Source organism: Clostridium sp. BSD2780061688st1 H5 (assembly GCF_005845155.1).
GTDB classification, from domain to species: domain Bacteria; phylum Bacillota; class Clostridia; order Lachnospirales; family Lachnospiraceae; genus Claveliimonas; species Claveliimonas intestinigallinarum.
Genome location: NZ_SPGT01000008.1, coordinates 83,468 through 108,453, shown reverse-complemented (window position 1 = coordinate 108,453; position 24,986 = coordinate 83,468). Strand labels below are relative to the sequence as shown.

26 protein-coding genes and 1 other RNA gene are annotated in these 24,986 nt (G+C 54.7%); 5 read left to right on the top strand and 22 right to left on the bottom strand.

All coding sequences use genetic code 11. The features are described 5' to 3' along the window. Positions 1-147: 147 nt before the first annotated feature. The 8 genes from FGQ86_RS07110 to FGQ86_RS07075 all read right to left on the bottom strand — a co-directional run bounded on the left by FGQ86_RS07110 (position 148) and on the right by FGQ86_RS07075 (position 8,837). A complete protein-coding gene (locus tag FGQ86_RS07110) occupies positions 148-2,331 on the bottom strand; it encodes a DNA topoisomerase III (RefSeq protein WP_138303306.1) in 2,184 nt (727 codons plus the stop codon). A 16-nt stretch (positions 2,332-2,347) separates the two neighbouring features. Continuing rightward, entirely contained in the window at positions 2,348-3,805 is a 1,458-nt protein-coding gene (locus tag FGQ86_RS07105) for a GNAT family N-acetyltransferase (RefSeq protein WP_138303305.1), read from the bottom strand. 27 nt (positions 3,806-3,832) lie between these two features. Next, on the bottom strand, positions 3,833-5,098 hold the full coding sequence (locus FGQ86_RS07100; RefSeq protein WP_033125469.1) for a competence/damage-inducible protein A: 1,266 nt from the start codon (positions 5,096-5,098) through the stop codon (positions 3,833-3,835). Between the two features lies 1 nt (position 5,099). Then, the gene (pgsA, locus tag FGQ86_RS07095) at positions 5,100-5,642 is read right to left on the bottom strand and encodes a CDP-diacylglycerol--glycerol-3-phosphate 3-phosphatidyltransferase (RefSeq protein WP_033125468.1); all 543 of its coding nucleotides are present in this window, start codon (positions 5,640-5,642) and stop codon (positions 5,100-5,102) included. 1 nt (position 5,643) lies between these two features. Then, positions 5,644-6,966, bottom strand: a complete 1,323-nt coding sequence (gene rimO, locus FGQ86_RS07090) for a 30S ribosomal protein S12 methylthiotransferase RimO (protein ID WP_033125467.1) — start codon at positions 6,964-6,966, stop codon at positions 5,644-5,646. A 69-nt stretch (positions 6,967-7,035) separates the two neighbouring features. Continuing rightward, entirely contained in the window at positions 7,036-7,278 is a 243-nt protein-coding gene (rpoZ, locus tag FGQ86_RS07085; RefSeq protein WP_033125466.1) for a DNA-directed RNA polymerase subunit omega, read from the bottom strand. A 4-nt stretch (positions 7,279-7,282) separates the two neighbouring features. Then, positions 7,283-7,912: a guanylate kinase gene (gene gmk, locus FGQ86_RS07080; protein ID WP_033125585.1), complete on the bottom strand. Its 630-nt coding sequence runs from the start codon at positions 7,910-7,912 to the stop codon at positions 7,283-7,285. Positions 7,913-7,955: 43 nt separating this feature from the next. Further along, positions 7,956-8,837: a YicC/YloC family endoribonuclease gene (locus FGQ86_RS07075; protein ID WP_033125465.1), complete on the bottom strand. Its 882-nt coding sequence runs from the start codon at positions 8,835-8,837 to the stop codon at positions 7,956-7,958. A gap of 145 nt (positions 8,838-8,982) precedes the next feature. Between FGQ86_RS07075 and FGQ86_RS07070 the strand changes: the two genes are divergently transcribed. Continuing rightward, on the top strand, positions 8,983-10,719 hold the full coding sequence (locus tag FGQ86_RS07070) for an NFACT RNA binding domain-containing protein (protein WP_138303304.1): 1,737 nt from the start codon (positions 8,983-8,985) through the stop codon (positions 10,717-10,719). 69 nt (positions 10,720-10,788) lie between these two features. On the opposite strand, the gene FGQ86_RS07065 is transcribed toward FGQ86_RS07070, so the two are convergent. Then, complete coding sequence (locus FGQ86_RS07065) at positions 10,789-12,078, bottom strand: ATP-binding protein (RefSeq protein ID WP_138303303.1); 1,290 nt, start codon at positions 12,076-12,078, stop codon at positions 10,789-10,791. An 18-nt stretch (positions 12,079-12,096) separates the two neighbouring features. Further along, the gene (gene pheA / locus FGQ86_RS07060; protein WP_033125462.1) at positions 12,097-13,227 is read right to left on the bottom strand and encodes a prephenate dehydratase; all 1,131 of its coding nucleotides are present in this window, start codon (positions 13,225-13,227) and stop codon (positions 12,097-12,099) included. A gap of 141 nt (positions 13,228-13,368) precedes the next feature. On the opposite strand from pheA, the gene FGQ86_RS07055 reads away from it, so the two are divergent. The 3 genes from FGQ86_RS07055 to FGQ86_RS07045 are packed head-to-tail and all read left to right on the top strand — an operon-like array spanning position 13,369 to position 15,330. Then, positions 13,369-13,905: a nitroreductase family protein gene (locus tag FGQ86_RS07055; protein ID WP_033125461.1), complete on the top strand. Its 537-nt coding sequence runs from the start codon at positions 13,369-13,371 to the stop codon at positions 13,903-13,905. A 49-nt stretch (positions 13,906-13,954) separates the two neighbouring features. After that, positions 13,955-14,872, top strand: coding sequence for an aspartate carbamoyltransferase (gene pyrB, locus FGQ86_RS07050; protein WP_033125460.1), 918 nt, complete (start codon positions 13,955-13,957; stop codon positions 14,870-14,872). A gap of 11 nt (positions 14,873-14,883) precedes the next feature. Then, positions 14,884-15,330 carry an aspartate carbamoyltransferase regulatory subunit gene (locus tag FGQ86_RS07045; RefSeq protein WP_138303302.1) on the top strand — a complete coding sequence of 149 codons (447 nt, stop codon included), beginning with the start codon at positions 14,884-14,886 and terminating at the stop codon, positions 15,328-15,330. 91 nt (positions 15,331-15,421) lie between these two features. On the opposite strand, the gene FGQ86_RS07040 is transcribed toward FGQ86_RS07045, so the two are convergent. Together FGQ86_RS07040 and proC are read right to left on the bottom strand one after the other, a co-directional pair. Further along, positions 15,422-16,021: a TetR/AcrR family transcriptional regulator gene (locus FGQ86_RS07040; RefSeq protein WP_033125458.1), complete on the bottom strand. Its 600-nt coding sequence runs from the start codon at positions 16,019-16,021 to the stop codon at positions 15,422-15,424. Positions 16,022-16,135: 114 nt separating this feature from the next. Beyond that, the gene (gene proC / locus FGQ86_RS07035; RefSeq protein WP_347562488.1) at positions 16,136-16,936 is read right to left on the bottom strand and encodes a pyrroline-5-carboxylate reductase; all 801 of its coding nucleotides are present in this window, start codon (positions 16,934-16,936) and stop codon (positions 16,136-16,138) included. A gap of 161 nt (positions 16,937-17,097) precedes the next feature. Here proC and FGQ86_RS07030 point away from each other — a divergent pair, with 161 nt between their 5' ends. Beyond that, positions 17,098-17,766 carry a GntR family transcriptional regulator gene (locus tag FGQ86_RS07030; RefSeq protein ID WP_033125456.1) on the top strand — a complete coding sequence of 223 codons (669 nt, stop codon included), beginning with the start codon at positions 17,098-17,100 and terminating at the stop codon, positions 17,764-17,766. 6 nt (positions 17,767-17,772) lie between these two features. Here the strand turns inward: FGQ86_RS07030 and FGQ86_RS07025 are convergent, their stop codons facing one another. The 10 genes from FGQ86_RS07025 to FGQ86_RS06980 form a co-directional block, all read right to left on the bottom strand. Further along, complete coding sequence (locus tag FGQ86_RS07025) at positions 17,773-18,003, bottom strand: M24 family metallopeptidase (RefSeq protein ID WP_033125455.1); 231 nt, start codon at positions 18,001-18,003, stop codon at positions 17,773-17,775. Then, positions 17,969-18,271: an immunoglobulin-like domain-containing protein gene (locus FGQ86_RS07020; protein ID WP_347562487.1), complete on the bottom strand. Its 303-nt coding sequence runs from the start codon at positions 18,269-18,271 to the stop codon at positions 17,969-17,971. Before FGQ86_RS07020 ends, FGQ86_RS07025 begins: the two co-directional genes overlap by 35 nt. Positions 18,272-18,504: 233 nt before the next feature. After that, entirely contained in the window at positions 18,505-20,883 is a 2,379-nt protein-coding gene (hypD, locus tag FGQ86_RS07015) for a trans-4-hydroxy-L-proline dehydratase (protein ID WP_033125453.1), read from the bottom strand. A 4-nt stretch (positions 20,884-20,887) separates the two neighbouring features. Continuing rightward, positions 20,888-21,796 (bottom strand): trans-4-hydroxy-L-proline dehydratase activase, encoded by a 909-nt coding sequence (locus FGQ86_RS07010; RefSeq protein ID WP_033125452.1) that lies wholly within the window; start codon positions 21,794-21,796, stop codon positions 20,888-20,890. A gap of 295 nt (positions 21,797-22,091) precedes the next feature. After that, positions 22,092-22,441, bottom strand: an RNA gene (gene rnpB / locus FGQ86_RS07005) — RNase P RNA component class A. Positions 22,442-22,468: 27 nt separating this feature from the next. Further along, positions 22,469-22,954: a ribonuclease HI gene (gene rnhA, locus FGQ86_RS07000; protein ID WP_033125451.1), complete on the bottom strand. Its 486-nt coding sequence runs from the start codon at positions 22,952-22,954 to the stop codon at positions 22,469-22,471. 19 nt (positions 22,955-22,973) lie between these two features. Beyond that, entirely contained in the window at positions 22,974-23,693 is a 720-nt protein-coding gene (locus FGQ86_RS06995; RefSeq protein WP_138303301.1) for an MBL fold metallo-hydrolase, read from the bottom strand. Positions 23,694-23,700: 7 nt separating this feature from the next. Further along, positions 23,701-24,177 carry a MogA/MoaB family molybdenum cofactor biosynthesis protein gene (locus tag FGQ86_RS06990; protein WP_138303300.1) on the bottom strand — a complete coding sequence of 159 codons (477 nt, stop codon included), beginning with the start codon at positions 24,175-24,177 and terminating at the stop codon, positions 23,701-23,703. Positions 24,178-24,250: 73 nt separating this feature from the next. Beyond that, entirely contained in the window at positions 24,251-24,577 is a 327-nt protein-coding gene (locus FGQ86_RS06985) for a bifunctional adenosylcobinamide kinase/adenosylcobinamide-phosphate guanylyltransferase (RefSeq protein ID WP_052083991.1), read from the bottom strand. Between the two features lie 3 nt (positions 24,578-24,580). Continuing rightward, positions 24,581-24,985 (bottom strand): bifunctional adenosylcobinamide kinase/adenosylcobinamide-phosphate guanylyltransferase, encoded by a 405-nt coding sequence (locus tag FGQ86_RS06980; RefSeq protein WP_033125448.1) that lies wholly within the window; start codon positions 24,983-24,985, stop codon positions 24,581-24,583. Between the last annotated feature and the right edge of the window lies 1 nt (position 24,986).

The following is a 24,986-nucleotide window of genomic DNA, read 5'->3' as shown; positions in this document are numbered from 1 at the left end:
AAACTCCTTTCGATATGCGTACATGCCCTTGGCTGCATGTACGGAATTTTTGCAGGGTCGTTAGATATTTAACCCATACCTAAAATTATTCTCTCATAATTTTCGACATTCGTCAATCTGGTTTCAGTATTTTTTCTGCCGGTCCATCTACTGATCCAGCTTGATGCCCGCGAGGGCGTCCGCAAAGGCCGTGTTGACAGGCTCGTCCTTCTGCCTGTCCAGATATTTCCGGACATCCCGCTTGCTGACGCCTGCCCCCTCCTTCTTCCTTCGCTCCTTGAAGGCGGACAGCTTTTCCTTGTAGCCGCAGGAGCAGACAAACACCTGCCCCTCCCCCTGGCCCTTCAGCATCATCTTCTTGTGGCAAACCGGGCACCGGGCGTTGGAGGCGCGGGCGATGGTCTCCCGGTGGCCGCACTCTCTGTCCTGGCACACCAGCAGCTCCGCGTTCTTCCCCTTCACCCGCAGCATCCGCTTGCCGCAGACCGGGCACTTCGTGTTGGTCAGGTTGTCGTGGCGGAAGGTGCCGGTGCCGGTCCGGATCTCCTCCGTGACAGCCTGGGCGTAATCCCGGATATCCCGCATGAAGGCGCTTCTCTTCAGCTTTCCATCAGCGATGCGTGAAAGCTTCATCTCCCAGTCAGCAGTCAGCTCCGGTTTTTTCAGGTCTGCGGGAACCAGCTCCAAGAGCTGCTTTGCCTTGGAGGTGAGATAGATCTCATTTCCTCTCTTCTCAAGGAGGAAGCTTCCAAAGAGCTTGTCCATGATATCCGCCCGGGTAGCCACAGTCCCAAGCCCGCCGGTCTCTCCCAGTGTCTTTGCCGCCTGCTTGTCGTGGCTCTCCATGTAGGCTGCCGGGTTCTCCATGGCCGCCAGGAGGGTTCCCTCGTTAAATCGGGCAGGGGGCTTTGTCTTTCCCTCTGTGACGGCAAGATGAACTCCTTCGATCCTATCCCCCTTCTCCAGTCTGGGGAGGGACTGGCTCTTTACGTCCTCGTCCTCCTCCCTCTCCTCTTCCTCGTCCGCGCCGTAGACCTCTCTCCAGCCTTCCTTCAGCATACGCCTTCCCTTTGCGTAGAAGCTCTCCTCTCCCAGGGCTGCTGTCAGCTGGATCTCCTCGTACTCCGCCGGCGGATAGAGGACAGACAGGAAGCGTCTCACCACCAGGTCGTAGATCTTTCTCTCCTCGTTTGTCATGTGGGTCAGCTCCACATACTGCTCTGTGGGGATGATGGCGTGGTGATCCGACACCTTTTTGTCATTGACAAAGGCGGCCTTCGGGCTCACTGCCGTGCGCATCACCTTTGCCGCCAGCTTCCGGTAGGGGCCCACAGCGCAGGCCTCCAGCCGATCCTTTATAGTGGGGACGATATCGCTGCTGATATACCGTGAGTCGGTCCTTGGGTAGGTCAGCACCTTGTGGTTCTCGTAGAGCCGCTGCATGATATTCAGTGTCTCCTTGGGCGAAAAGCCGAACCGTTTGTAGGCGTCCTTCTGGAGCTCTGTCAGGTCGTAGAGAAGGGGCGCGCAGGTCTTTTTCCGGGCGGCCTTCACCTCCCGCACTTCCGCCTCCCGGCCCTCCAGGGCTCTCCTGAGTCCCTGGATCCTTTCTCTGTCAAAGGTTCTTGTACTCCCCGATTTCCCATCCTTCCATATAAGGGTAATGCCCTTTGCGGACGCCCGCAGCCCATAGTAGGTCCGGGGGACAAAGCCGCGTATCTGTTCCTCCCTCTTGGCCACAATGGCCAGTGTGGGGGTCTGTACCCTGCCGCAGGAGAGCTGGGCGTTGTACCTGCAGGTCAGTGCTCTCGTGGCGTTGATGCCCACAAGCCAGTCCGCCTCCGCCCGGCAGAGGGCCGCGTCGTAGAGGGGATCGTAGTCGTGCCCGTTCCTCAAGCGGGCAAAGCCCTCCCGGATAGCTTTGTCCGTGACGGAAGAGATCCAGAGCCTCTTGATGGGCTTTTTGTTTCCCGCCTTGACAAGGATCAGCCGGGCCACCAGCTCCCCCTCCCGTCCGGCGTCTGTGGCTATGATGATCTCACCTACGTCCTTCCTGTGTATCTGGGCCTTCACAGCCTGATACTGCTTCTGGCTCTGGCGGATCACCTCCAGCTTGAACTCCTTTGGCATCAGGGGAAGATCCTCCAGCTTCCACGCCTTGTATTTGGGGTCATAGTCCTCCGGATCCGCCAGGGTCACAAGGTGCCCCAGCCCCCAGGTGACGATATACTGTCCGCCCTCGATGGCACCGGAAATATTTTTCCCGCACTTCAGGACTCTGGCTATGTCCCGGGCCACCGACGGCTTTTCTGCGATAACCAATGCTTTCATCTGTCAGTCCTCTCCTTTACTGAACAAGCGCCCAGAAGCCGCTGTCAGAGGCAAAGGGCCCTATCTCGTCAAAGTCAAAGGGTGCTGTCACCCAGGCATACCCTCTGTCGTCCTGGCTGTCCGCCGGATAGCGGAAGGAAAGGCCGATCTCCAGCCCGTCCTCATCCACGAAGAATTCCGGTGTGTAGACGCCGTCCTTTGTGTCTCCGCCGAGGACAGCCTTCATGTCCTCCGCGCTCAGCTCCGAGAGGAAGGTGTCGTCGTCCGCCTCGTCCCGCATAACCTGCGCCCACTGGCCGACAAAGCTGTCGTCCAGATTGACAATATCCTTCACCTCATAGAGGGTTCCATCCTGGAGGTTCACGTTCACGCACCGGAGGGCCACGTGATAGTCGTTCTCACTGCCCTCGTAGCTGTAATCCTGGAATACCACGCTTAAGAGCGACCGGCTCTGGTAGGTGACCTTGTACTCCACAAAGCTTGCCAGCACCGGATACTCCTCCCCCAGCACCTTCTCTTTCATCTCGTCAGAGGGAGACAGGTACAGCTTATCCACAGAGTCCAGGGCGCAGTCCTGGAGAGCGGTGTTCACCTTCTCCTGTACCTCCGCGTCCAGGCCGTCCACCTGGGGATAGTAGACCTCAAACTGAATGGTAGTGCTGCCCGTATTGTCCGCTGTGTAAATGTAGTTGTCCTCCGTCACATCGTAGCCGCAGTCCTCATCCACATACTCCGGGATGGCGTCAATGCCGGACTCCTCCTGACCGTCCTCAGCCTGTCCGTAGCCGCCCTGTCCGTAGCCGCCGTAGAATTCATCATACCAGTCCTCAATGGAGGAGCCGTCATCTCCCCACTGGCTACCGTCCTGCATATACTCGTCCACGCCGTTCTCGGCCACGTAGCGCAGCTCCCTCGAGATGGCAGCTCCCGCCACCACAGCGAGAACAAGGCAGGCTGCCCCCACGCCTGCGGCAATGTAGACTCCCTTTCCCCTCTTTTTCTTCAGGGGAACAGAGGCTGCCCACATCTCCATGGGGATATAGCGCATCCCGCCTGCGTTCTGCTCCGGCGCTGTGTCATGCATACCCATGTGGCGGTAGGCGTCCACCGCTCCCGGGGAAGCATTGACCGTAAACTTCGACACCCGGTAAGTCTGAACCGCAAAGGAGCACATCTCCAGCAGGATAGCCTTCCCGATCCCGCTGTGCTGGTACTCCCGCCTCACAAAGAGGAGGGCGATATGTCCGGTGGGCAGAATCCCTCCCACGCCCAGCAGCTGGCTTCCCTCAAAGGCGCCAAAGAGGGCAAGCCCCTCTGTCTGCATCTTCCTCTCTATATTCGGATATCTGATAAAGTCCTGAAAAGAAGCCACTCCCTCCGGTGTGTACAGAGGCGCCACATCCTGGGCAAACACGTCCCACACAAGGTGGAGGGCATCCAGCGTCTCCTGTCTCTCCAGTCTGCGTATATTCATAGGATCTTCCTCCTTTTTCTATGGTATCTATGCCTTGTCCTCTGTCCTGAGCAGTTCCTCCCGGAGCAGGGTCAGCGCTCTGACAACAGCATAGTCTCTGTTCTTGCTGCGGTTCCCGGTAAAGCGGAATTCCTCCACCCGGGTCTTTCCCCTGACACAGCACCCGACATACACAAGGCCCACCGGTTTCCCCGGCGTTCCCCCGTCCGGTCCGGCAATGCCGGTGACAGAGAGAGCCGCGTCCGCGCCTGCCTGGCGGGCCGCTCCCCGGGCCATCTGCTCCGCTGTCTCAGGGCTTACCGCCCCCACGCTCTCCAGAGTGCTGTGTTCCACGCCAAGGAGCTTTTCCTTGGCCTCATTGGAGTAGGTGATATATCCCTCTTTGTACACATTGGAGGCCCCTGGCACGTTCATGATCCTGCCTGCCAGCAGGCCCCCGGTACAGGACTCGGCTGTTGTGACTGTCATCTGTCTCTCCCGGAGCATGCCTACAACTGCCTCCTCCAAAGTAACCTCCTCGTCCATGGTGTAGATGTAGTCTCCGAACCGCTTCTCAAGCTCCGCCAGCATGGGCTCCATCAGCCTCCTGGCGGACTCCTCGTCCGCCGCCTTGGCAGTCACCCGGAAATGCACCTCCCCGGTCTTGGCGTAGGGTGCAAGGGTGGGGTTGCTCTGCTCATCCATCAGATCCGCCACCATGGTCTCCGCCTGGCTCTCTCCGATGGAGCAGATCTTCACCATCTTCGAATAAATGCCCTCCGGCTGCAGCCTGTTCAGATAGGGGGCGATATCCCTCTCAAACATGGGTTTGATCTCACCCGGAGGTCCCGGCAGAAGGATGGCCGTCTTTCCCTTTTCCTTATCCTCCAGGATGATGCCCGGGGCTGTGCCGTTGTGGTTGTCCACCACGATGGCTCCCTCCGGGACGAGGGCCTGCTTCCAGTTGTTGGCCGTAATCTCCCGGCCCTGGGCCCTCCGCTTGTCAAAGTAGGCCTGGATGCGCTCTTTGGAGTGGGCGTCCTCATAGAGTTCCCTTCCAAATACCTTTGCTGTCACTTCCTTAGTCAGGTCATCCTTGGTGGGGCCAAGGCCGCCGCTTAAGATGACGATGTCGGACCTTGAGAGGGCCAGCCGGATGGCGTCCTCCAGCCGCTCCTCATTATCCCCCACCACGCTCTGGTGGTAGCAGGAAAGCCCCAGCAGGGCAATTTTCTCCGCCAGGTAGGCGGCGTTTGTGTTCACGATGTTTCCGAGAAGTATTTCCGTACCGACAGAAATCAGCTCCACTGTCATCCTACATTCCTCCCTTTGTCAGCACTTCTACATTTTTCGCAATATAATCGATCAGTGATACCACTGTCAGTATCAGGGCGATCCAGATAAGCACAGTACCCACTGTATCAAATACGCCGCCCAGGTCAGCGATCAGCACGATCACCATGAACATCTGGGACACGGTCTTGAATTTTCCCCAGTAGCTGGCCGCGATAACGATGCCGCTGTCGGCCGCCACCAGCCGGAACCCGCTGATGATGAACTCCCGCGCGATGATGACGATGACCACCCAGGCCGGCAGCTTGCCCGCCGGAATGAGACAGATCATGGCAGAGCACACAAGCAGCTTATCCGCCAAAGGGTCCATAAATTTACCGAAGTTAGTCACCAGGTTCCGGGCTCTGGCAATCTTGCCGTCCAGCATGTCTGTCAGGCTTGCCAGGCAGAAAAGGACGAGGGCGATCCATTTGCCGGCGTCCCCCGCGAAATCCGTGAGCATGAAAAACACAAAAAATGGTACCATGATTACCCGCAGTACGGTCAGTTTATTTGGCAAATTCATCTTACATCAACTCTCCTATCAAATCGTATTCTGCTGCCCCTGTGACTTTCACTCTGGCAAAATCGCCGGACATCAGTTCCTCATCTGTATTTACGAAAATGAGACCGTCCACATTCGGGGCGTCCTTGTAGGTCCTGCCCACGTAGGCGTTCTCGTCGGCCACCTTTCCCTCGATCATGACCAGCACCTCCCGGCCGATCATATCCTCAGCCAGGTCAAAGGCGATCTCCTGCTGGAGCTCCATCAGCTCCGCCTGCCGGTCCTCCTTTACTTCCTCCGGGATCTGATCCTCCATCTCGGCCGCCGGTGTTCCCTCCTCCGGGGAGTAGGTGAAGACGCCCAGCCTGTCGAATTCCATCTGGTCCACAAAGTCCATCAGCTCCTCGTGCTGCTCCTTTGTCTCCCCGGGAAATCCGGTGATAAGAGTGGTGCGGATGGCAATATCCGGTATCTCCCGTCTCAGCTTCCCGATGATCTCCTCTAAGTCCTCTCTCGATGTGCGCCGTCCCATTCTGCCAAGGATCTCCGTGCTGGCGTGCTGGATAGGCAGATCCAGGTAGTGACAGATCTTGGGCTCCTCCTTCATGACCTGGATAAGGTTATCATCAATCTCCTCCGGGTAGCAGTAGAGGATGCGGATCCACCGTATGCCGCTAATCTTACACAGCTCCCTGAGCAGCCGGTGAAGGGATTTCTCCCCGTACAGGTCCACCCCGTAGATGGTGGTCTCCTGGGCCACCAGGATCAACTCCTTCACGCCGTCCTCCGCCAGGGCCTGCGCCTCCTTCACAAGGCGCTCCATAGGCACGCTGCGGTAATTGCCCCGTATCTTCGGGATAATGCAGTAGGTGCAGTGCTTGTCGCATCCTTCCGCGATCTTCAGGTAGGCGAAATGTCCGCCTGTGGTCACAAGACGTTTCGTCTCAGGCAGGGGCAGGGCGTCGATATCCCCTATCCTGACGCCGCTTTTTCCCTCCAGGGCCTCCTGGATGGCGTCCACTATTTTGTCGTAGGATGTGGTGCCCAGCACCTCGTCCACCTCGGGTATCTCCTCCAGGATCTCATTTTGGTATCTCTGGGCCAGACAGCCGGTGACGATGAGGGCCTTTAAGGTCCCGGTCTTCTTGTACTCCGCCATCTCCAGGATGGTCTGGATGCTCTCCTCCTTGGCGTCATGGATAAAGCAGCAGGTGTTGATAACGATGACGTCTGCCTGTGTCTCATCGTCCGTCATCTGATAGCCCCTGTCCGCCAGCAGGCCGATCATGACCTCCGAGTCCACCAGGTTCTTGTCGCACCCCAGCGATATAAAAAGCACATTCATAGCTTTATCTCCTTTCAGTCAGAAAGGCAGATACCTTGTAAAAGCATCTGCCTTATCATTTTCGTCCGCTTATTCTTCAGAGTCCTCTGCGATGATCGTGATCTTGCCGCTGTTCAGTTCATCGATGGCAATGGAGAGCGGCTTCTCGCCGTCCTTTGTCTTTACCAGAGGCACATCGCCGTCAATGAGCTGTCTGGCTCTCTTGGCTGTCGCCATGACGATGGAATACCGGCTGTTGACGACCTTTGTCTCGCCCTCCTCCACGTCTTTGTTTACTACTTTCATCAGATCCGTGTATGATGGATGCAGCATATTCCTATTCTCCTTTCAAATCCTCTTTCATATGTTCAATAAATGCCTGACTGCGCGTACTTCTTGCGTGCTCCGCTGAAATGACGCCGTGGACCTTATCCACACACTCCTCCAGCCGGTCCCTCTCGTTGAGAATGATGTAGTCGTAGGCTTCCATGAAGCCGGACTCCCTGGCCGCTGTCCTCATTCTCTCCTCAACCACCTCAGGAGCTTCCGTCCCTCTGTCCGTGAGCCTTCTCTTCAGCTCACCCGCGCTGGGCGGTGTGATGAAAATAAGGAGGGCATCCGGGAACCTTTCCTTGATCTTCAGGGCCCCCTGAACCTCGATCTCCAGGATCACATCCTTTCCCTGGGAGAGCTGCTCCTGCACGTACGCCTTAGGCGTGCCATAGTAATTATTCACGTACATAGCATACTCTATCAGTTCGTCTTTCGCAATCATTTTTTCAAATTCTTCCCTTGTTTTGAAAAAATATTCCCTGCCGTTCTCCTCCCCCTCTCTGGGAGCTCTCGTGGTGGCTGAGATGGAAAGGGCGTAATTGTCGTACTTTGTCAGAAGCCTTTTCAGCACAGTTCCCTTTCCCGCCCCGGAGAAACCGGATATGACGGTCAGAATTCCTTTTTGCTCGTTCATGCTCATGTCCCCGCTCTTCTATCTTTTTTCTATATTTATATTTCTACTCTATGTTCTGTATCTGCTCTCTTACCTTCTCGATCTCTGTCTTCAGGTCAATGCCCCTGTTGGAGACCTCCAGGTCGTTCGCCTTGGAGAGGATGGTGTTCGCCTCCCTGTTCATCTCCTGGGCGATAAAGTCCAGCTTTCTTCCTATACCGGCCTCATCGGACAGAAGCACGTCCTTCATGTGGCTGATGTGGCTTTTCAGCCTCACCACTTCCTCGTCCGTGCAGATCTTGTCCGCAAAGATGACTACCTCCGCGGCGATGCGGCTGTCGTCAATCTGGGTATCGGCAAGGAGCTCCCTCACCTTCTCCTCCAGCTTTTCCCTGTACTCGGCAATGATCTTAGGAGATCTCACCTCGATAAATTCCACCAGCTCCGCCATGCCGTCCAGCTTGTCAATGATATCTCTGCGGAGATTTTCGCCCTCCAGGGTCCGGGTCTCCACAAACTGGGAGATAGCGCCCTCCATAGCCTTCTTCAGGCAGTTCCATATCTCCTCCTCGTCCAGCGCCTGCTCCTCCATGGTAAGGACCTCCGGATACCGGGAGAGAGTGGATACACGGACATCATTTTCCAGACCAAACTGCTCCTCCATCTCCCTGAGGCTCTCCATGTACTCTTTTGCCAGTGAGGCGTTGTATTTCAGCACCGCCTGCCCCTCGGACAGATCCTCATAGGTAATGAAAATATCCACCTTGCCCCTGGATACGGACTGCTTCAAAAGACTGCGGATGGATGTCTCAAAAAAATTCAGCTTCTTCGGCATGCGGATGTTGACATCCAGATAGCGGTGGTTCACACCCTTCATCTCCACTGTGAATTTCCGCTCTCCGTCTGAGAGCTCACATCTGCCGAAGCCTGTCATACTCTTTATCATTTTGGCAACCTCGTTTTCGCTTTTTCATACTGCATTATTATAAGTCATTTCCCCTCCCCCGTCAACTTTCCAAAACTCCCTTTCTGTGGTATACTGTGAACACTTGGCACTGTGAACACTTGAGACAGAAAGGACTGTAATCTATATGGCTTTTGACGGAATTACCATAGCAGCTGTGACGAAAGAATTGAAGGAGACCCTGGAGGGCGGGCGCATCAGCAAGATCGCCCAGCCCGAGGCGGACGAGCTGCTCCTGACGGTCAAGACTGCGGCCGGTCAGAGGCGGCTGTGCATCTGTGCCAGCGCCTCCCTTCCTCTTATATATCTCACTGATGAAAACAAGACGAGCCCCATGCAGGCCCCGGGCTTTTGCATGCTGCTGCGCAAGCACATCGGCAGCGGGCGCATCATATCCATCAGCCAGCCGAAGATGGAGCGCATCATCCGCTTCGAGATCGAGCACTTGGACGAGATGGGGGACCTGTGCAGCAAGACTCTCATTGTGGAACTGATGGGGAAGCACAGCAACATCATCTTCTGCGATGACAGCGACCGCATCATCGACAGCATTAAGCATATATCCGCCCAGACAAGCTCTGTCCGGGAGGTGCTGCCGGGCCGGGACTACTTCATCCCAGACACCATGCACAAGCTGGATCCCCTGACCGTGGCCCAGGAGGACTTCATCACCGCTCTCAGGACAAAGGGCGGCCCCCTCTCCAAGGCCCTGTACACCAGCTTCACCGGCATCAGCCCGGTGGTGGCTGAGGAGATCTGTTATCTGGCAGCCCTGGAGTCCCGAATGACGGCCGAGGATCTCTCCGGGGACATGCTGGTCCATCTGTACCGGCAATTCAGCTACTACATGGAGCAGGTGAGCCTGGGCGACTTCTCCCCAGCCATCTACTATGAGGGCAGGGAGCCAAAGGAGTTTTCCGCGCTGCCCTTAAGCCATTTCTCCAACTACAGGAGAGAGGAATTCCCCTCTATCTCCCAGGTGATCCGCACCTACTACTCCTCCCGGGAGGCCCTGACCCGCATCCGGCAGAAGTCCGCGGACCTGCGGCACGTAGTCCAGACTGCTCTGGAGAGGAACCGGAAGAAATACGACCTGCAGTCCAGACAGTTAAGGGACACAGAAGGCCGGGACAAATTCAAGGTCTACGGGGAGCTGATCAACACCTACGGCTACGGACTGGAGCCGGGCGCGAAGCAGCTTGCCGCCCTCAACTACTACACCAACGAGGAGGTCACCATCCCTCTGGATGAGCACATGACTCCCGCCGAGAACGCCCAGCGCTATTTTGCAAAATACAACAAGCAGAAGCGCACCTTTGAGGCATTAAGCCAGCTCATCGAGGAGACCCGGGAGGACATCGAGTACCTGGAGTCCATCAGCAATGCCCTGGACATCGCCCGGGCCGAGGAGGACCTGGTCCAGATCAAGGAGGAGCTGACCCAGACAGGCTACATCCGCCGCCGGAGTACCAAACAGAAGGTGCGCATCACAAGCCGCCCCTTCCACTACATCTCCAGCGATGGCTACCATATCTATGTAGGGAAGAACAATCTCCAGAACGAGGAGCTGACCTTCCACTTCGCCTCGGGAAATGACTGGTGGTTCCACGCCAAGAAGGTGCCCGGCTCCCACGTCATCGTGAAATCCGGCGGGGAGGAGCTGCCGGACCGCACCTTTGAGGAGGCCGGTCGGCTGGCCGCCTACTACTCAAAGAGCCGGGGAGGCGACAAGGTGGAGGTGGATTATATAGAGAAGAAGCACGTGAAAAAGCCCGGCGGCGGAAAGCCCGGCTTTGTCATCTACCACACCAACTACTCTCTTGTCATCGACTCGGATATCAGCGGAATTGAAGAAGTAAAATAGCGACAGAATAAAAAGAGGAAGAACCGATAAGGCTCCTCCTCTTTTCTGCTTTCTGTCTATTCCGTTTGTCTACTCCATCCCAAGCAGGTAGTCGATAAACTGCTGAGCTGTCCGGCCGGACATGCCGCCGTGGTTCAGCTCCCAGCGGTTGGCTTCCAGAAGAAGCTGCTCCTCGTCCATCTCGATGCCGTTTCTCTTTGCCAGCTGACGGACGATCTCCTGGAACTCCTTCTTGGCCGGCTTTCCAAAGTAGATGGTGACGCCAAATCTTGCCACCAGAGATAGCTTCTCCTGCACCGTGTCGTTTGTGTGCAGCTCCTCGTCCCTCTCTTCCTTATCCCGGAAGGTCTCCCGGATGAGATGCCGGCGGTTGGAGGTAGCGTAGATGAGTACGTTGTCCGGCTTTTTCTCCAGCCCGCCCTCGATGACTGCCTTCAGATATTTATACTCGATCTCGAACTCCTCAAAGGAGAGGTCGTCCATGTAAATGATAAACTTGTAGTTCCGGTTCTTGATCTGGGCGATGACGTCATTGAGGTCCTGGAACTGGTGCTTGTACACCTCGATCATCCGCAGTCCCTGGTCGTAGTATTTGTTGAGGATAGCCTTGATGGAGGAGGATTTCCCGGTTCCCGCATCCCCGAAGAGGAGGCAGTTGTTGGCCCGGCGGCCCTTCACAAAGGCCTCCGTATTGTCGATCAGCTTTTTCTTGGCGCTCTCATAGCCCACCAGCTCGTCCAGCTGCACGTGGGCGATCTTTGTAATGGGTACAATGTGCACGCCCTCCTCGTCGTGAGCTACCCGGAAGGCCTTGTGAAGCCCCAGCTTGCCCACGCCGAACTCCTTGTAGAACTGGGTCACAGAGGCCTTGAACTCCTCCGCCCCCTGCGTCTGTCCCAGACTCCTTGCCAGGGCGCAGATCCGGTCACGGATGCGGCCGTTGAACACGCTGCCGTGGGTGCCTGACCCGGTGTAAGTGAGGATCATGGAGACGCAGTCCACGCCGAGGCCTGCCTCCATGGCTGAGAAGTCGTAGTCAAACAGCTCCTTGAAGATTTCAAAATCGTGGAGCGCCACCTTGTTGATGCTTCCGCCTGTCTCCCCCACGATCTCGCAGGAGGTGCTGTAGGCGTTCTCGTCGTTTGCCAGAAGGAAGGTCAGGTAGTCGTGCCAGAGATTTCCCTCAAAGCCGTGATCCACGCACAGCTCCAGTATGCTTCCCGTACACTCAAAGAGAAGGCTTTTGAGGTCCTCCTGGTTGTAGTACTCATTGTCGTAGTTTTCCATCAGGAACGTCATGTCGTTCAGGATCTGCTCCTGCTCCAGATTTTTATAGATGATCAGCTCGTGTATTCTCATATCGTTTCTCCCTCCGCATCAATAATTTCCGAGTATCTTCAGGCTCTTGGACTCCTCCCGCAGGCCCCGGATGGCGTTCTTCACCGCGCCCTCTCCCATGTTTCCCTCAAAGTCCACAAAGAACCGGTACTCCCATGTCCGTCCCTCCACCGGGCGGGACTCGATCTTGGACATGTTCAGGTTGTTGTAGGTAAAATGTGCCAGCAGATGGTAGAGGGAACCGCTGGAGTGATCCACCTCAAAGCAGATGCTGATCTTTTTGGCATCCTTTAAGAAAATCTTCTGGTTGGTCACAATGATGAACCGGGTGGAGTTGTTGTCATTGTAGTTGATCTTCCGGTCCAGTATCTTCAGCCCGTAAATCTGAGCCGCATGCTCACTGCAGATGGCCGCCTGGGTGATATCTCCGTCCTCCAGCACTTTTTTCGCCGCCACTGCCGTGTTGGGGGCGCTGATCCTCTGCCACCCAGGCTGGTCGTCCAGGTATTTGGAGCTCTGCATCAGCGCCTGAGGGTGCGAGTAGACCGTCTTGATCGTGTCGAGAGTCGCCCCCTCCACGCTGGCCAGGGCGTGGTCGATGGGAAGGATGATCTCCCCTACGATGTAGTTTTCAAATTCCACCAGCAGGTCGTAGACCTCGCTCACCACTCCGGCGGAAGAATTCTCAATGGGAAGAACCGCAAAGTCCGCCGAGCCCTCCTCGATGGCCTCCATGGCATCCCGGAAGGTCTGCACGTGGAAGCTGTTCACATCCTTTCCAAAGTAGGCGAACATGGCGGCCTGGGAGTAGGCTCCGTCCGTCCCCTGGAAGACGATCCTGGAGTGTTCATAGTCCAGCTTGTCCACGCCGATAAAGGGCAGTCTCCCCAGGGCTCCCTTCTTTGTCAGCATCTGGTACTGCATCTTGCGGCTCTGGGACATGAGCTGCTCAAAGAGCTCTGTCAGTCCCAGCCGCAGGAATTCATCGTCCACATTCCGGGTGATCCTGGCAAGCTGATCCTTCTCCCTCTTCTTGTCAAACACTTTTTTTCCCGCATCTATCTTGATATCGCCGATCTTCTCGCACACCTGCACCCGGCTTTTATACAGCTCCGCGATCTGGCTGTCGATCTGCGCCAGATGCTCTCTTAATTCCTCTAATTCTGCCATTTTTCTGTCTCCTTTTGTACACATACTAAAAGGTATTATAATACAACTCCCCGCCAAAATCCATGTCAGACATTGAAAATCTTTGGTATTTATTATATGATGTAGGTACGGTTGATTGATCTAAAAAGGAGGACGAACAGTATGAACACCATGGATTGTATTTTCAGCAGAAGAAGTATCCGCAAATTCAAGCCGGATCCTGTAGGACATGAGCTTCTGGAGTCAGTGATCCAGGCGGCATCCTATTCTCCTTCCTGGAAAAACAGTCAGATTACACGCTATATCGCTATCGAATACACTTCTATTCTCACGAAAATTGCCGATGATTTCACCCCGTCATTCAACAGTCATATTATCCGCCAGGCACCGCTTCTCCTTGCCGTCACCTTCGTGAAGGGACGCAGCGGCTTTGAACGTGACGGCTCCTTCTCCACAAAGAAGGAAGACCGCTGGCAGATGTTCGATGTGGGAGCTGCCTGCCAGACTCTCTGTCTGGCCGCCCATGAGAAGGGCCTTGGCACAGTGATCATGGGCATTTTTGACGAGGACGGCATAGGAGAGCTTCTCGGCATCCCCGCTGACCGTGAGCTTGGGGCACTGATCGCGGTAGGGTATCCGGACGTCGAGCCCGAGGCGCCGAAGCGAAAGAGCGTGGACGAGCTGCTGACTTACCGTTAATTTTCACAGTGCCTGCAAGAGAAGGCACACGAACACGAAGGAGGTTTTTATGAGACATTTAATGAGTCCACTTGATTTTTCAGTGGAAGAGCTGGATAAATTGCTGGACCTGGCAGAGGATATTGAGGCAAACCCGAAAAAGTACGCCCACGCCTGCGAGGGGAAAAAGCTGGCCACACTGTTCTACGAGCCAAGCACGAGAACGCGTTTAAGCCACGAGGCTGCCATGCTGAACTTAGGAGGCAGCATCATGGGATTTTCCTCCGCTGACTCCAGCTCCGCCGCAAAGGGCGAAAGCGTGTCAGACACTATCCGCACCATCTCCTGCTACGCGGACATCTGCGCTATGCGCCATCCCAAGGAGGGCGCTCCCATGGTAGCCTGCCAGCACTCCTCCATCCCGGTCATCAACGCCGGAGACGGAGGACATCAGCACCCCACCCAGACCCTGACAGACCTGATGACCATCCGGTCTTTAAAGGGACACTTAGGCAATATGACTATCGGCCTGTGCGGAGACCTGAAATTCGGCCGCACGGTCCACTCGCTGATCCACGCGCTGGTGCGCTATCCGGGCATGAAGTTTGTGCTGATCTCACCGGAGGAGCTGAGACTTCCCGGCTACATCCGCCACGATGTGCTGGAGAAAAATCAGGTTCCCTACGAGGAGGTCGTCCGCCTGGAGGAGGCTCTTCCAAATCTGGATCTTCTCTACATGACCCGCGTGCAGAAGGAGCGCTTCTTCAACGAGGAGGACTATGTGCGCATGAAGGATTTCTACATCCTGGACGCAAAGAAAATGAAGCTGGCAAAGGATGACATGTACGTGCTCCATCCGCTGCCCCGTGTCAACGAGATCTCCACGGAGGTGGACGACGACCCGAGAGCCGCCTATTTCAAGCAGATGCAGTACGGCGTGTACGTGCGCATGGCTCTCATTTTGACACTGCTGGAAATTGAAGTGTAGGAGGAGGAAGCATGGTTAAGAATACATTGAATGTTGGACGCATTTCCGAGGGCTTTGTTCTGGACCACATACAGGCCGGCCGCAGCATGGATATCTACAAATATCTCCACCTGGACCAGCTGGACTGCTGCGTGGCCATCATCAAGAACGCCAAGAGCAGCAAGATGGGGAAAAAGGACATCATGAAGATCGAGTGCCCCATCGACTTTATGGATCTGGATATTCTCGGCTTTATTGACCACAACATCACTATCAACATCATCAAGGATGAGCAGATCATCGAGAAGAAAGCTCTCCATCTGCCCAAGAAGATCAAAAATGTCATCAAGTGCAAGAACCCCAGGTGCATCACCTCCATCGAGCAGGAGCTGGATCACGTATTCGTCCTGACCGACCCGGAGAATGAGATCTACCGGTGCATGTACTGTGAAGAAAAATATGAGAGAAGGCCCAAATAGGAAAGCCTTCAGACAGCCCTGGACAAAACAGGGACAGATATGGCACAAGCCGCATCTGTCCCTGTTTTTCTCTTCCTATTTTCCTGCGTCTTCAGGAATTGCTTTTCCCTCTGAAGTGCTCCATCATGACGGGAAAATACTCCTTGCTGTACTCTCCCAGCGAGTAGTCCCCCTTCCCAAGGCACCACTCGGTCACAAGCGCTCTCTCGCACATGGCGTAGTATTTCACGACTGTGCGGATAGGCACATCCGCGCGGATTTCTCCCTTCTTCTGTCCCTCCTCCACGATCCCGGAGATCAGCTTGTAGTATTTCCGGTTCTCATTTAAAAGCTGGCTTTCCCCCTGTGCCACCAGCTGGGTGGAATAGAGAGAGGCCAGAAGCTCCATGCTGATGTTTTCCTCCATCATGGCATGGACCTCCCTGTTCAGATACAGGAGCTTCTCAAAGCAGTCTGTCCCGGGCTCCAGCTTCCTTTCCAGATCCCCGTAGTAGTCGTCCAGCATTTCCGCCAGCGTGTTCAGCAGCTCGTCCTTTGCGCTGAAATAGTAGTAAAAGGAGCCCTTGGATGTCCCGGATTTCTCAATAATGTCATCTACAGTCGTCCGGCCAAAGCCCTTGTCGCGGAACAGCTCCCAGGCAGCCGAGATGATCCTGCTCTTCACACTTCTCTTTTCTTCTGTCTTCTCCATAGCTTTGTCACCTATTTCATTCATTATTATATACTTTTCTATTTTAGCACAAAAAAAGGCGGAGGAAAACGAAAACCTCCGCCCTGCTGCCGTGAGCTTCCACAGACACTGCTCTTACAGACTTTTAGATATCTCCTCACATTTTTTCATAGCCTCGATGATGGCGCTCCTAAAGCCCTTCTCCTCCAACACGCGGACCGCCTCGATGGTCGTCCCGGCCGGTGAGCACACCATATCCTTCAGCTCACCCGGATGCTTGCCAGTCTCGAGCACCATCTTCGCGCTTCCCAGCACAGCCTGCGCCGCGAATTTGTAAGCCTGGCTTCTGGGAATTCCGCCGGATACGGCCGCGTCCGCCATGGCCTCGATCATCACGAACACATAGGCCGGTGAACTTCCGCTGACCGCCACGACGGCGTCCATCATTTGCTCTGGGATCAGCTCCGCCTTGCCAAATCCGTTCAGGATGGAGAGTGCCTTCTCCATATCCTCATCTGTCACATAGGCGTTTTTGCAGGCTCCTGTCATGCCCTCTCCCACCATGGCCGGCGTGTTCGGCATGGTGCGCACGATCTTCACCGGCTTCTGGAACTGATCCGCCAGCCAGGACAGCGTCTTTCCGGGCGCAATGGTGATGATCAGGTGGCTGTCCGTCACATCGTCTCTGATCCCCGCGATCACGTCCGCATAAAACTGGGGCTTTACAGAGAGAATAACGACCTCGGCGTTTTTCACGACCTCATTGTTGTCCGCAGTCACCCGGATACCGTATTTCTCTTTTACTCTCTCACGCCCTGGCGCAAATGGATCCGCGCCGATGATCTCCTCCGGGGAAGCGATGTGATTTTCAATAATCCCTCCCATCATAGCGGTAGCCATATTTCCTGTCCCGATAAATCCAAGTTTCATCCTTATATCCTCCTCTTGTTTGTATACATTATTTAAATTTGTATACAATTTTGTTTATAATATACCATCCCCTATTCCCTCTGTCAAGGAAAAGAGCTATTGCCTGTCGCTTTTTTTCACGTTATAATTTGTATACAAATGATCTTAATACAAGGAGTTGGATTTTCATGCCGCAGAAAGAAAAGAGTGTCTCTCTTGCCGACCAGGCCTATGAGACGATCAAGACGAATATACTGAATATGACCTACCCGCCGGGCATGACTCTGACGGAGAGCCGGCTGGCCCGGGATCTGGGCATGAGCCGCAGTCCCGTCCGCACAGCCATCCGGATGCTGCAGACAGAGGGGCTCATCGTCACAGACTACTATAAATCCATGACAGTAAAAGAAATCACAGAAAAAGACATCCGGGAGATCTACCAGCTCCGGGAGCTTCTGGAGGGAGCCGCCTTCCGGCTCATCTTTACCTCCGGCAGAAATGAGGAGTACTCCTTCCGCATCGAGGAAAAGGTGGTGCGCATGTGTGCCGCCGCCTCCGACATCTACGCCTGGGAGGTGGCCGACACAGCCATGCATATGGAAATCGTCAGCGTGCTGGAAAACAGCCGGGTTGACAGGATATACGAGAACAATCTGTCAGAGCTGATCCGCATGGGCCAGTTCTCTGTCAGGAACGGCATGGACATTGACCGCACCAATGAAAACCTGAAAAAGATGGTGGAGCTTATGCGCGCCGGCGATTATGAAAATGCCTACGCCATCCTCAGGGACGACCACTTTACTACCGGCATGGACTGCGCGCTGATGAAGCAGGATACCGCAGAGCCCGGAGAATAGATTTCCCTAGTTCATGACCGCTTCTATGTCCTCTGTCGTCCTTGGAATGTCACGGGACAGATTTTCACATCCATCCTCTGTCACCAGGCAGTTGTCCTCCAGTCGGAAGCCGATGCCCCACTCCTCGTGATAGATGCCCACGTCAATGCAGAATACCATTCCGGGCGCAACCTCATCCGGCTGCTTCACTACATCGTGGACATCAAACCCGATATGGTGGGCTCCTCCGTGCCACATGTAGGTTCCTATCCTTGTACTCTTTCTTCTCCCGGATCTCTCCGAAGGCAAACGTCCCGGTCAGCGTTACCTCTCTGTTGCCCATCCCGGGCAGAGGTCTGGTCACCTTCCCTGAACTGGTGAGAAATCTCTCCTCCCCGGAGCTCCATCGGATATCCGATCCCTGCGCTCCCTTATCCGGCAGCGTCAGGTCAGACTCCACAGTCTTTAAGTTTCCCAGGTATAAGGTCTCCATATCCTTTTCCACAATCTGTCTGTCCCGGCTCATCTCTCTCAACTGCATCCTTCTCCTGTAGCCGGCCATTTCAGGCCGTTATCCTTAGCGCAAGGCCACCGCTATTGTGGCGCAATTTCCAGCGTGTTCAAGCGATTATCTCAAAAATACACGCCGACTTTTTTATAAAACAAAAAAGGCAAGTTGGTCTGATTTATTTCAGACTTCCTTGCCTTAGTTTGATAATATAGCAGAATATCAAATTTTGGTCAATGTCAATTCGACTCTTAATTAAAGGACTGCTCCGTGCGGTTGATGATCTCGTCCTGCAGAGGCTTATCCAGATTGCGGAAGAAATCGCTGTATCCCGCCACCCGGACGATCAGGTCTTTATAGTCCTCCGGATGCTTCTGGGCATTGATGAGGGTCTGGCGGTCCACCACGTTAAACTGGATGTGATGTCCGTCCATGGCGAAGTAGGACCGGATCAGGCTGGCCATATTGTTCAGGCCCTCCTCGCCGGCCACCACGTCAGGCGTAAACTTCTGGTTCAGAAGCGTGCCCGCGGTCGCCAGATGATCCATCTTGGAGCAGGATTTGATCACAGCTGTGGGGCCGTTGGTGTCTGCGGATTTCTCCGGAGAAATGCCCTCTGATACAGGCTTGTGGGCCTTTCTGCCATTGGGTGTTGCCAGGATCACATCCCCAAAGTACACATGGCAGGTTGTGGGCAGCATATCTACGCCGTACTTTCCGCCCTTCATGTTCGGGCGGCCTGTGATGGTGCTCCTGTAGAGCTCAAACACATCCTGCATGATGCTGTCCGCGTAGTCGTCATCATTGCCGTATTTCGGAGTCCTGTCATGAACCATGCGGTAAATGGCGTCATAGCCCTCATAGTCGTGCTCCATGGCCTCAATGAGCTCCTCCATGGTAAAGTTTTTCTTGTCGTAGACATTGTATTTTACAGCTGCGATACAGTCGGTGACTGTGCCGATTCCCACGCCCTGGATGTAGTTTGTGTTGTATCTGGCGCCGCCTGCATTGTAGTCCTTCGCGTTGGAGATGCAGTCGTTTGTCACAACAGACAGACAGGGGGCCGGCATCTCCTTGGCGTACAGCTCCTCAATCACATTGTTGCCTCGTATCTTTACGTCCACGATATACTCCAGCTGCTTCTTGAAGGCATCCCAGAGCTCGTCGTAGGTCTTGAAATCCCTGGCATAGCCCAGCTTCAGACCGATCTGCTTTCCGCTGTACTGGTCAAAGCCGTTGAACAGCGTGAGCTGGAACACCTTGGGAATATTCAGGTATCCGGTCAGGATGTAGGCTTCGCTTCCCCAGGCACCTGTCTCCACGCACCCCGAGGAGCCGCCCCTTCTGGCGTCCTCCAGCTTCTTGCCGGCATTGACAAGCTCCATAATCTGGGCCTCCGTGTTGTAGAAGGCGGGCTGTCCCCAGCCCTTCCTTGAAATCTCGCAGGCTCTCTTCAGGAATTTGGCGGGCGTCTTCTTGCTGATAGTCACATTGGAGTTGGGCTGCACCAGCTTCATCTCGTCCATGCAGTCCAGGATCAGATAGCTGACATTATTGACTCCATTGCGGCCGTCAGGCGTCACGCCGCCAGTGTTGATATTGGCAAAATCCGTGTAGGTAGCGCTCTCCTTCAGCGTGATACCCACCTTTACAGGCGCCGGCTGGTTGTAGAATTTCACCCACAGGCACTCCAGAAGCTCGAGGGCCTTCTCATCGTCCAGGATGCCTGCCTCCACGTCCCTCTCATAGTACGGGTACAGGTGCTGATCCAGTCTTCCAGGGCTGAAAGCGTCCCATGGATTCAGCTCTGTTGTGACCGCGAGGTGCGTGAACCAGTAGAGCTGGATTGCCTGCCAGTAGGTCTGGGGCCTGTGGGCAGGAACTACCTCCAGGTTGGCAGCGATCTGGAGCAGCTCAGCCTTCCTGGTCTCATCCTCCTCCTTCTGCGCCATCTCAAGAGCCAGGCTGTGGTAGCGCTCACCCAGGATGATGACAGCGTCGCAGGCAATGTCCATGGCCTTGAGCTCCTCACATTTGTCGACAGCGTCCGGATCGTTCATGTAGTCCAGGGCATCCATGGTCTTTTTAATCTTCTCTTTGTACTCCATATAGCCGGTGGTGAACACCTGCTCTCCGCCGCAGGTATGTCCCGGGCCTCTCTGCTCCATAAATTCCGTGAACATGCCAGCCTCGTAGCAGTCATGCCACTCCGGGGTCATCCTGGAGAGGAGCTTTTCTCTCATGCTGCGCCCTGTCCAGTAGGGGATGATCTCCTCTCGCTGGAGCTTGCGGTCCTCCTCTGTCGTCTTGAAGGACACGAGCTCCCTCTCGCTCATGACGATCATATCCTCCTCGCTGTGGCAGCACAGCTCCGGAAATGTGGGGGATGCCTGGGGATCCTTTCCCTTTTCCCCGACGATCAGCTCCCCGTCTCCAAGGTACAGCGTCTTTTTGGAGAAATACTCCTTCAGCGTCATGGCTCGCATAACCGGAATGGAATATTTCCCGTCATTTTCCTTGTAGAAATCTGTCTCGATCTTCGCCCTCTCAAGATCGATGTGAACCGGTGTGTTCACGCTGATCTCCCTGAGCTTCTGGATCCTTTCGTTCATGCCACGCAATTTTGCCATCCTTTTACCCTCCTATTTTGGTGTTTTTAAAACCTGCGTCTGCAAAGAGCGCTGCCAGCGCTTCCATCTCTTCTCTGTCTGGCGCGTGCAGATCTGTGCCTTTATATTCCATATCCAGCTTTCTGTACTTTCCGCTTCCCGTATCGTGGTAGGGCAGCAGATTGATCTGTGCCGGATGGATATCGTGTTCCTGGAGAAACGCAATGGTCTCCTTCATATTCCGCTCGTTCCCATTGACCTCCTTCACCGTGGGAATTCGTATGTAAATCCTCGCCCCGTCCCGCGCAAGGCGGACCAGGTTGTCAAGAATCAGCCTGTTGTCAGTTCCGATATATTTTTTATGGAGCTCCGGATCCATCACCTTCACATCGTAGAGGAAGGTGTCCACATAGGGGAGGATTTCCTGAAATCTCTCGTAGGGCACATAGCCGCAGGTATCTATGGTGAGGGACACATCCTGCTTCTTCAGCTCTTTTGCCGCCGCAAGGATAAAGTCCATATCCATGGCCATGACCTCTCCGCCGGAAAAGGTCACCCCGCCGCCGGACTCCTCGTAAAACATCTGATCCTTCATCAGCTCTCCTACCAGATCTTTGACTGAATACTCCTGCCCCACGATCTCCCGGATCCCTGCCGGGCAGAAATTCACACATTTCCCGCAGAGTGTACAGGCTTCCGCTTCCAGGACAGGCTGCCCTTCCTCCATATGTACCGCACCTGCCGGACAGACGGCCTGACAGGTGCCGCACCCTGTGCATTTTTCCCTGTCTACCTGCATTTCCTTTTCAAATCTCTGGGTCTCCGGGTTATGGCACCACTCGCATTTCAGCGGACACCCCTTGAAAAAAACTGTCGTCCGTATCCCGTCGCCGTCGTGGATGGAAAACTTCTGTATGTTTGTTATATTTTTCATCGCACTCTCCTGTACATGTTTCTGCTGTATAAACCATCGTTTGAACTTTAGTCTAATCGTTGTTATAACTATATCTCATCGTTATAATTTTGTCAATCGTCATCTTTACTATAATCCGCCCCCGATTTTTGTGAAATTTGTATCATAATATATTGTGTGTTATCAACAAAAAAAGACTGCAAACGCAGTCTTTTTTCTCATAGTCGTACACATTTATACACCAGTTATATGAATTCCAGACGTAATACTTTTTAAAAGTGTTACGTCTGGAATTAACAATTGTCGTAATTGTGTAAAACCAGGCATAACGATAAGCCGGGTTATGTCGTTGGGTGATCATCTATCTAGGCCTGCCGTCGCCGGCAGGCTCAAGCGACCAACCTGAGACGCGGCGGGCCGCCGCATTGTCTCGTTCCGGTCTTGCTTCGGATGGGGTTTACATGTGCCCCTCCTGTTACCAGGAGGGCGGTAGTCTCTTACACTGCCCTTCCACCCTTACCGGGAAGATCCCGGCGGTACATTTCTGTTGCACTGGCCTTGGAGTTGCCTCCACCGGACGTTATCCGGCATCCTGCCCTGTGAAGCCCGGACTTTCCTCACCTGCTGCCTTTCGGCATATGCAGCCGCGATCACCTGTTATACCTGGTCTCACGAATTTCGATTTTATCACAATTATGAATTTCTGGCAAGCCCCGTATCCTCGATCAGGTCCTTCCCGTCCGCCGCTGTAGTGGCCAGGGTATCGCACCTCTCGTTCTGGGGATGGCCGTCGTGGCCCTTCACCCAGATGAACCGGACCTGGTGAGGCTCTTTTGCCTTCAAAAGCCGCTGCCAGAGGTCCACATTCTTCACCGGCTCATTCTTGCCCCTCTTCCAGCCCTTTTTCAGCCAGCCGCCGATCCAGTTCTGATTAAAGGCATCCACCACATACTTGGAGTCTGAGTAGAGCTCCACACTGCAGGGCCTGTTCAGCGCCTCCAGCGCGGCGATCACCGCCATCAGCTCCATCCGGTTGTTGGTGGTCTTCTTGTATCCCTGGGACAGCTCCCTCGTGTGGAGCTGCCCCTTTGTGTCCACATATTCAAGGACGGCCCCATAGCCTCCCGGTCCGTCCGGATTGCCCCTTGCCGCCCCGTCTGTGTATATCCTTACCTGCATAAATTTTTAAGCTCCCGTGTCAGATTTTGTCAAATGTAAAGACCTGGCCCTCCCCTGTGATGTGGGCCACTCTGTCTCTGTAGCCGACTGACGTTTTCTCCTCCATCAGCCGTTCGTACAGACCGTACTGTCCCTGCATGTGCATAGGGAACACGATATCTGTATCCGTATGGCGCATAAACCAGTCCAGTCCCCAGTAATACTCCTTCCCAAGCCTTGGGTCCAGGGGGACAAAGGCGGCGTCAATGTGCAGCCCCTCCAGCTTTCCGATCTCCTTCTGATAGGCCTTCTTCATAAGCTGGTTGTACCTGTCGGTCTCCTCCTCCCAGTGCCACCAGTTCAGATCCCCCGCGTGATAGATAGTCCGTCCCTCAGTCTCCACCACAAAGGCCACGCCCTCATCTGTAGACCGCAGGGTCTCCACAAGAAATGTGCCCTCTCCGTCTCCAATCCGCAGCCTCTCTCCTGATCCCACGAAATGTATCTTCTCCTTTGGAGCGGAGGACGGCACTGCCTCCTTCACATCACCGGACAGGATGTAGGTGATGCGGGGAAACTCTTCCGCCCACTGGAAAATGGATCTCTGAAAGTGATCGTAATGCCTGTGGCTCACGAAGACGTACACATCCCTGTCACTTTCAAAAGAGGGAAGCTCTCCCTTGTAGTAATCAAAAATCAGAACCTTGTCCGCCAGCTCCACCGCGAACCCGCTGTGCTGGATGTATGTGATCTTCATCATATACGCTCTACTCCCTGGGCGCCTTCTGGATCACTTCCACCGCATGGGTGATCTCCGGCAGAAGATATTCCAGGCACTGCTTGACTGCTCCCGCCTTTCCAGGAAGATTGACAATAAGAACGTCCCCTCTGATGCCGGCGGCGCTCCTGTTGAGCATGGATCTTTTTGTCAGCTTCATGGTGTACGCCCGCATGGCCTCGGGTATGCCAAGGACCGGTCTCTCCACCACGTCCATGGTGGCCTCCGGCGTGCAGTCTCCGGCATTGCAGCCTGCCCCGCCTGTCGTAAGGATCAGGTCTGTCAGATGTCCGTCAGCCATTCTCTGCATGACAGTGGAGAGGACCATCCTGTCACAGGGCAGAGCCTTCTGGAACACGATGGTGTGTCCAGCCTGCTCAATCAGCTTTCTGATCACTTTTCCTGCAGTGTCTTCCTCTTTTTCTCTGTAAACTGCCGTATTTGCTGTTATAATCGCAACTCTCATCTTGTACCTCCATAAAACCATTCTTTCGTACACAGGCTTCCCTTGATACGGCGAAAGCCCTGCCTGTATCTTCCTATTTGATGCGCTCGCCGATGCCGGCTGTCACCCGGTATACTCTGTCAGCCATGTCCGCCAGATAGCAGCCGACCCGGCCAACCTGCTCTCGCAGGATCCGATCCTCCGCCTTCTCCGGCACCATGCCGCAGCCCATTTCACTCATAATAATAACAACTTCCGGGTTCATTTGCAACATGGCCTCCGTCTGTTCCACAGGATCCTTTCCCTCCTTCACGTATTTCTCCACAGAAAACTGATAGGCAGGCATAAGGATCCGCTCCGGAAACTGTTCCTTCGCAAAGGCCACCTTCCCCTGACAGCTTCCTCCTGTAATAAAGATCACGTCTTACCACCACCCCTTCTTTTCATCATTCTGCTTTCTCCAGATAGGGATGCCGTAGACAACCTCCACAAAGAGATCCGCCTCCTTTGCCAGCGTCAGGTTGATCTGGCCGAGACATTCCATAAATTTCCTCTGCTCATCTGTCCCCGGCACGTCGGAAAACACCTGATTTGTCACAACGATCAGATTGTCCGTCTGCTCTCCCAGCGCGTGTATCTCAGAGAGGATCTCCTCCACGATCTGCTGCTGGGGAAGAACCTCCCCCTGGTATGTCCTGATCTTTTCCGTCAGAGTCTCCGCCACGCAGTCCAGCACGATGGTGGACTGCCCCTTATCCATTTTCCCCGCAAATTCCTGCGCGATCCAGGACTTTCCGCTTGCGCTTCCGCCTGTGATCAGCAAAAACATA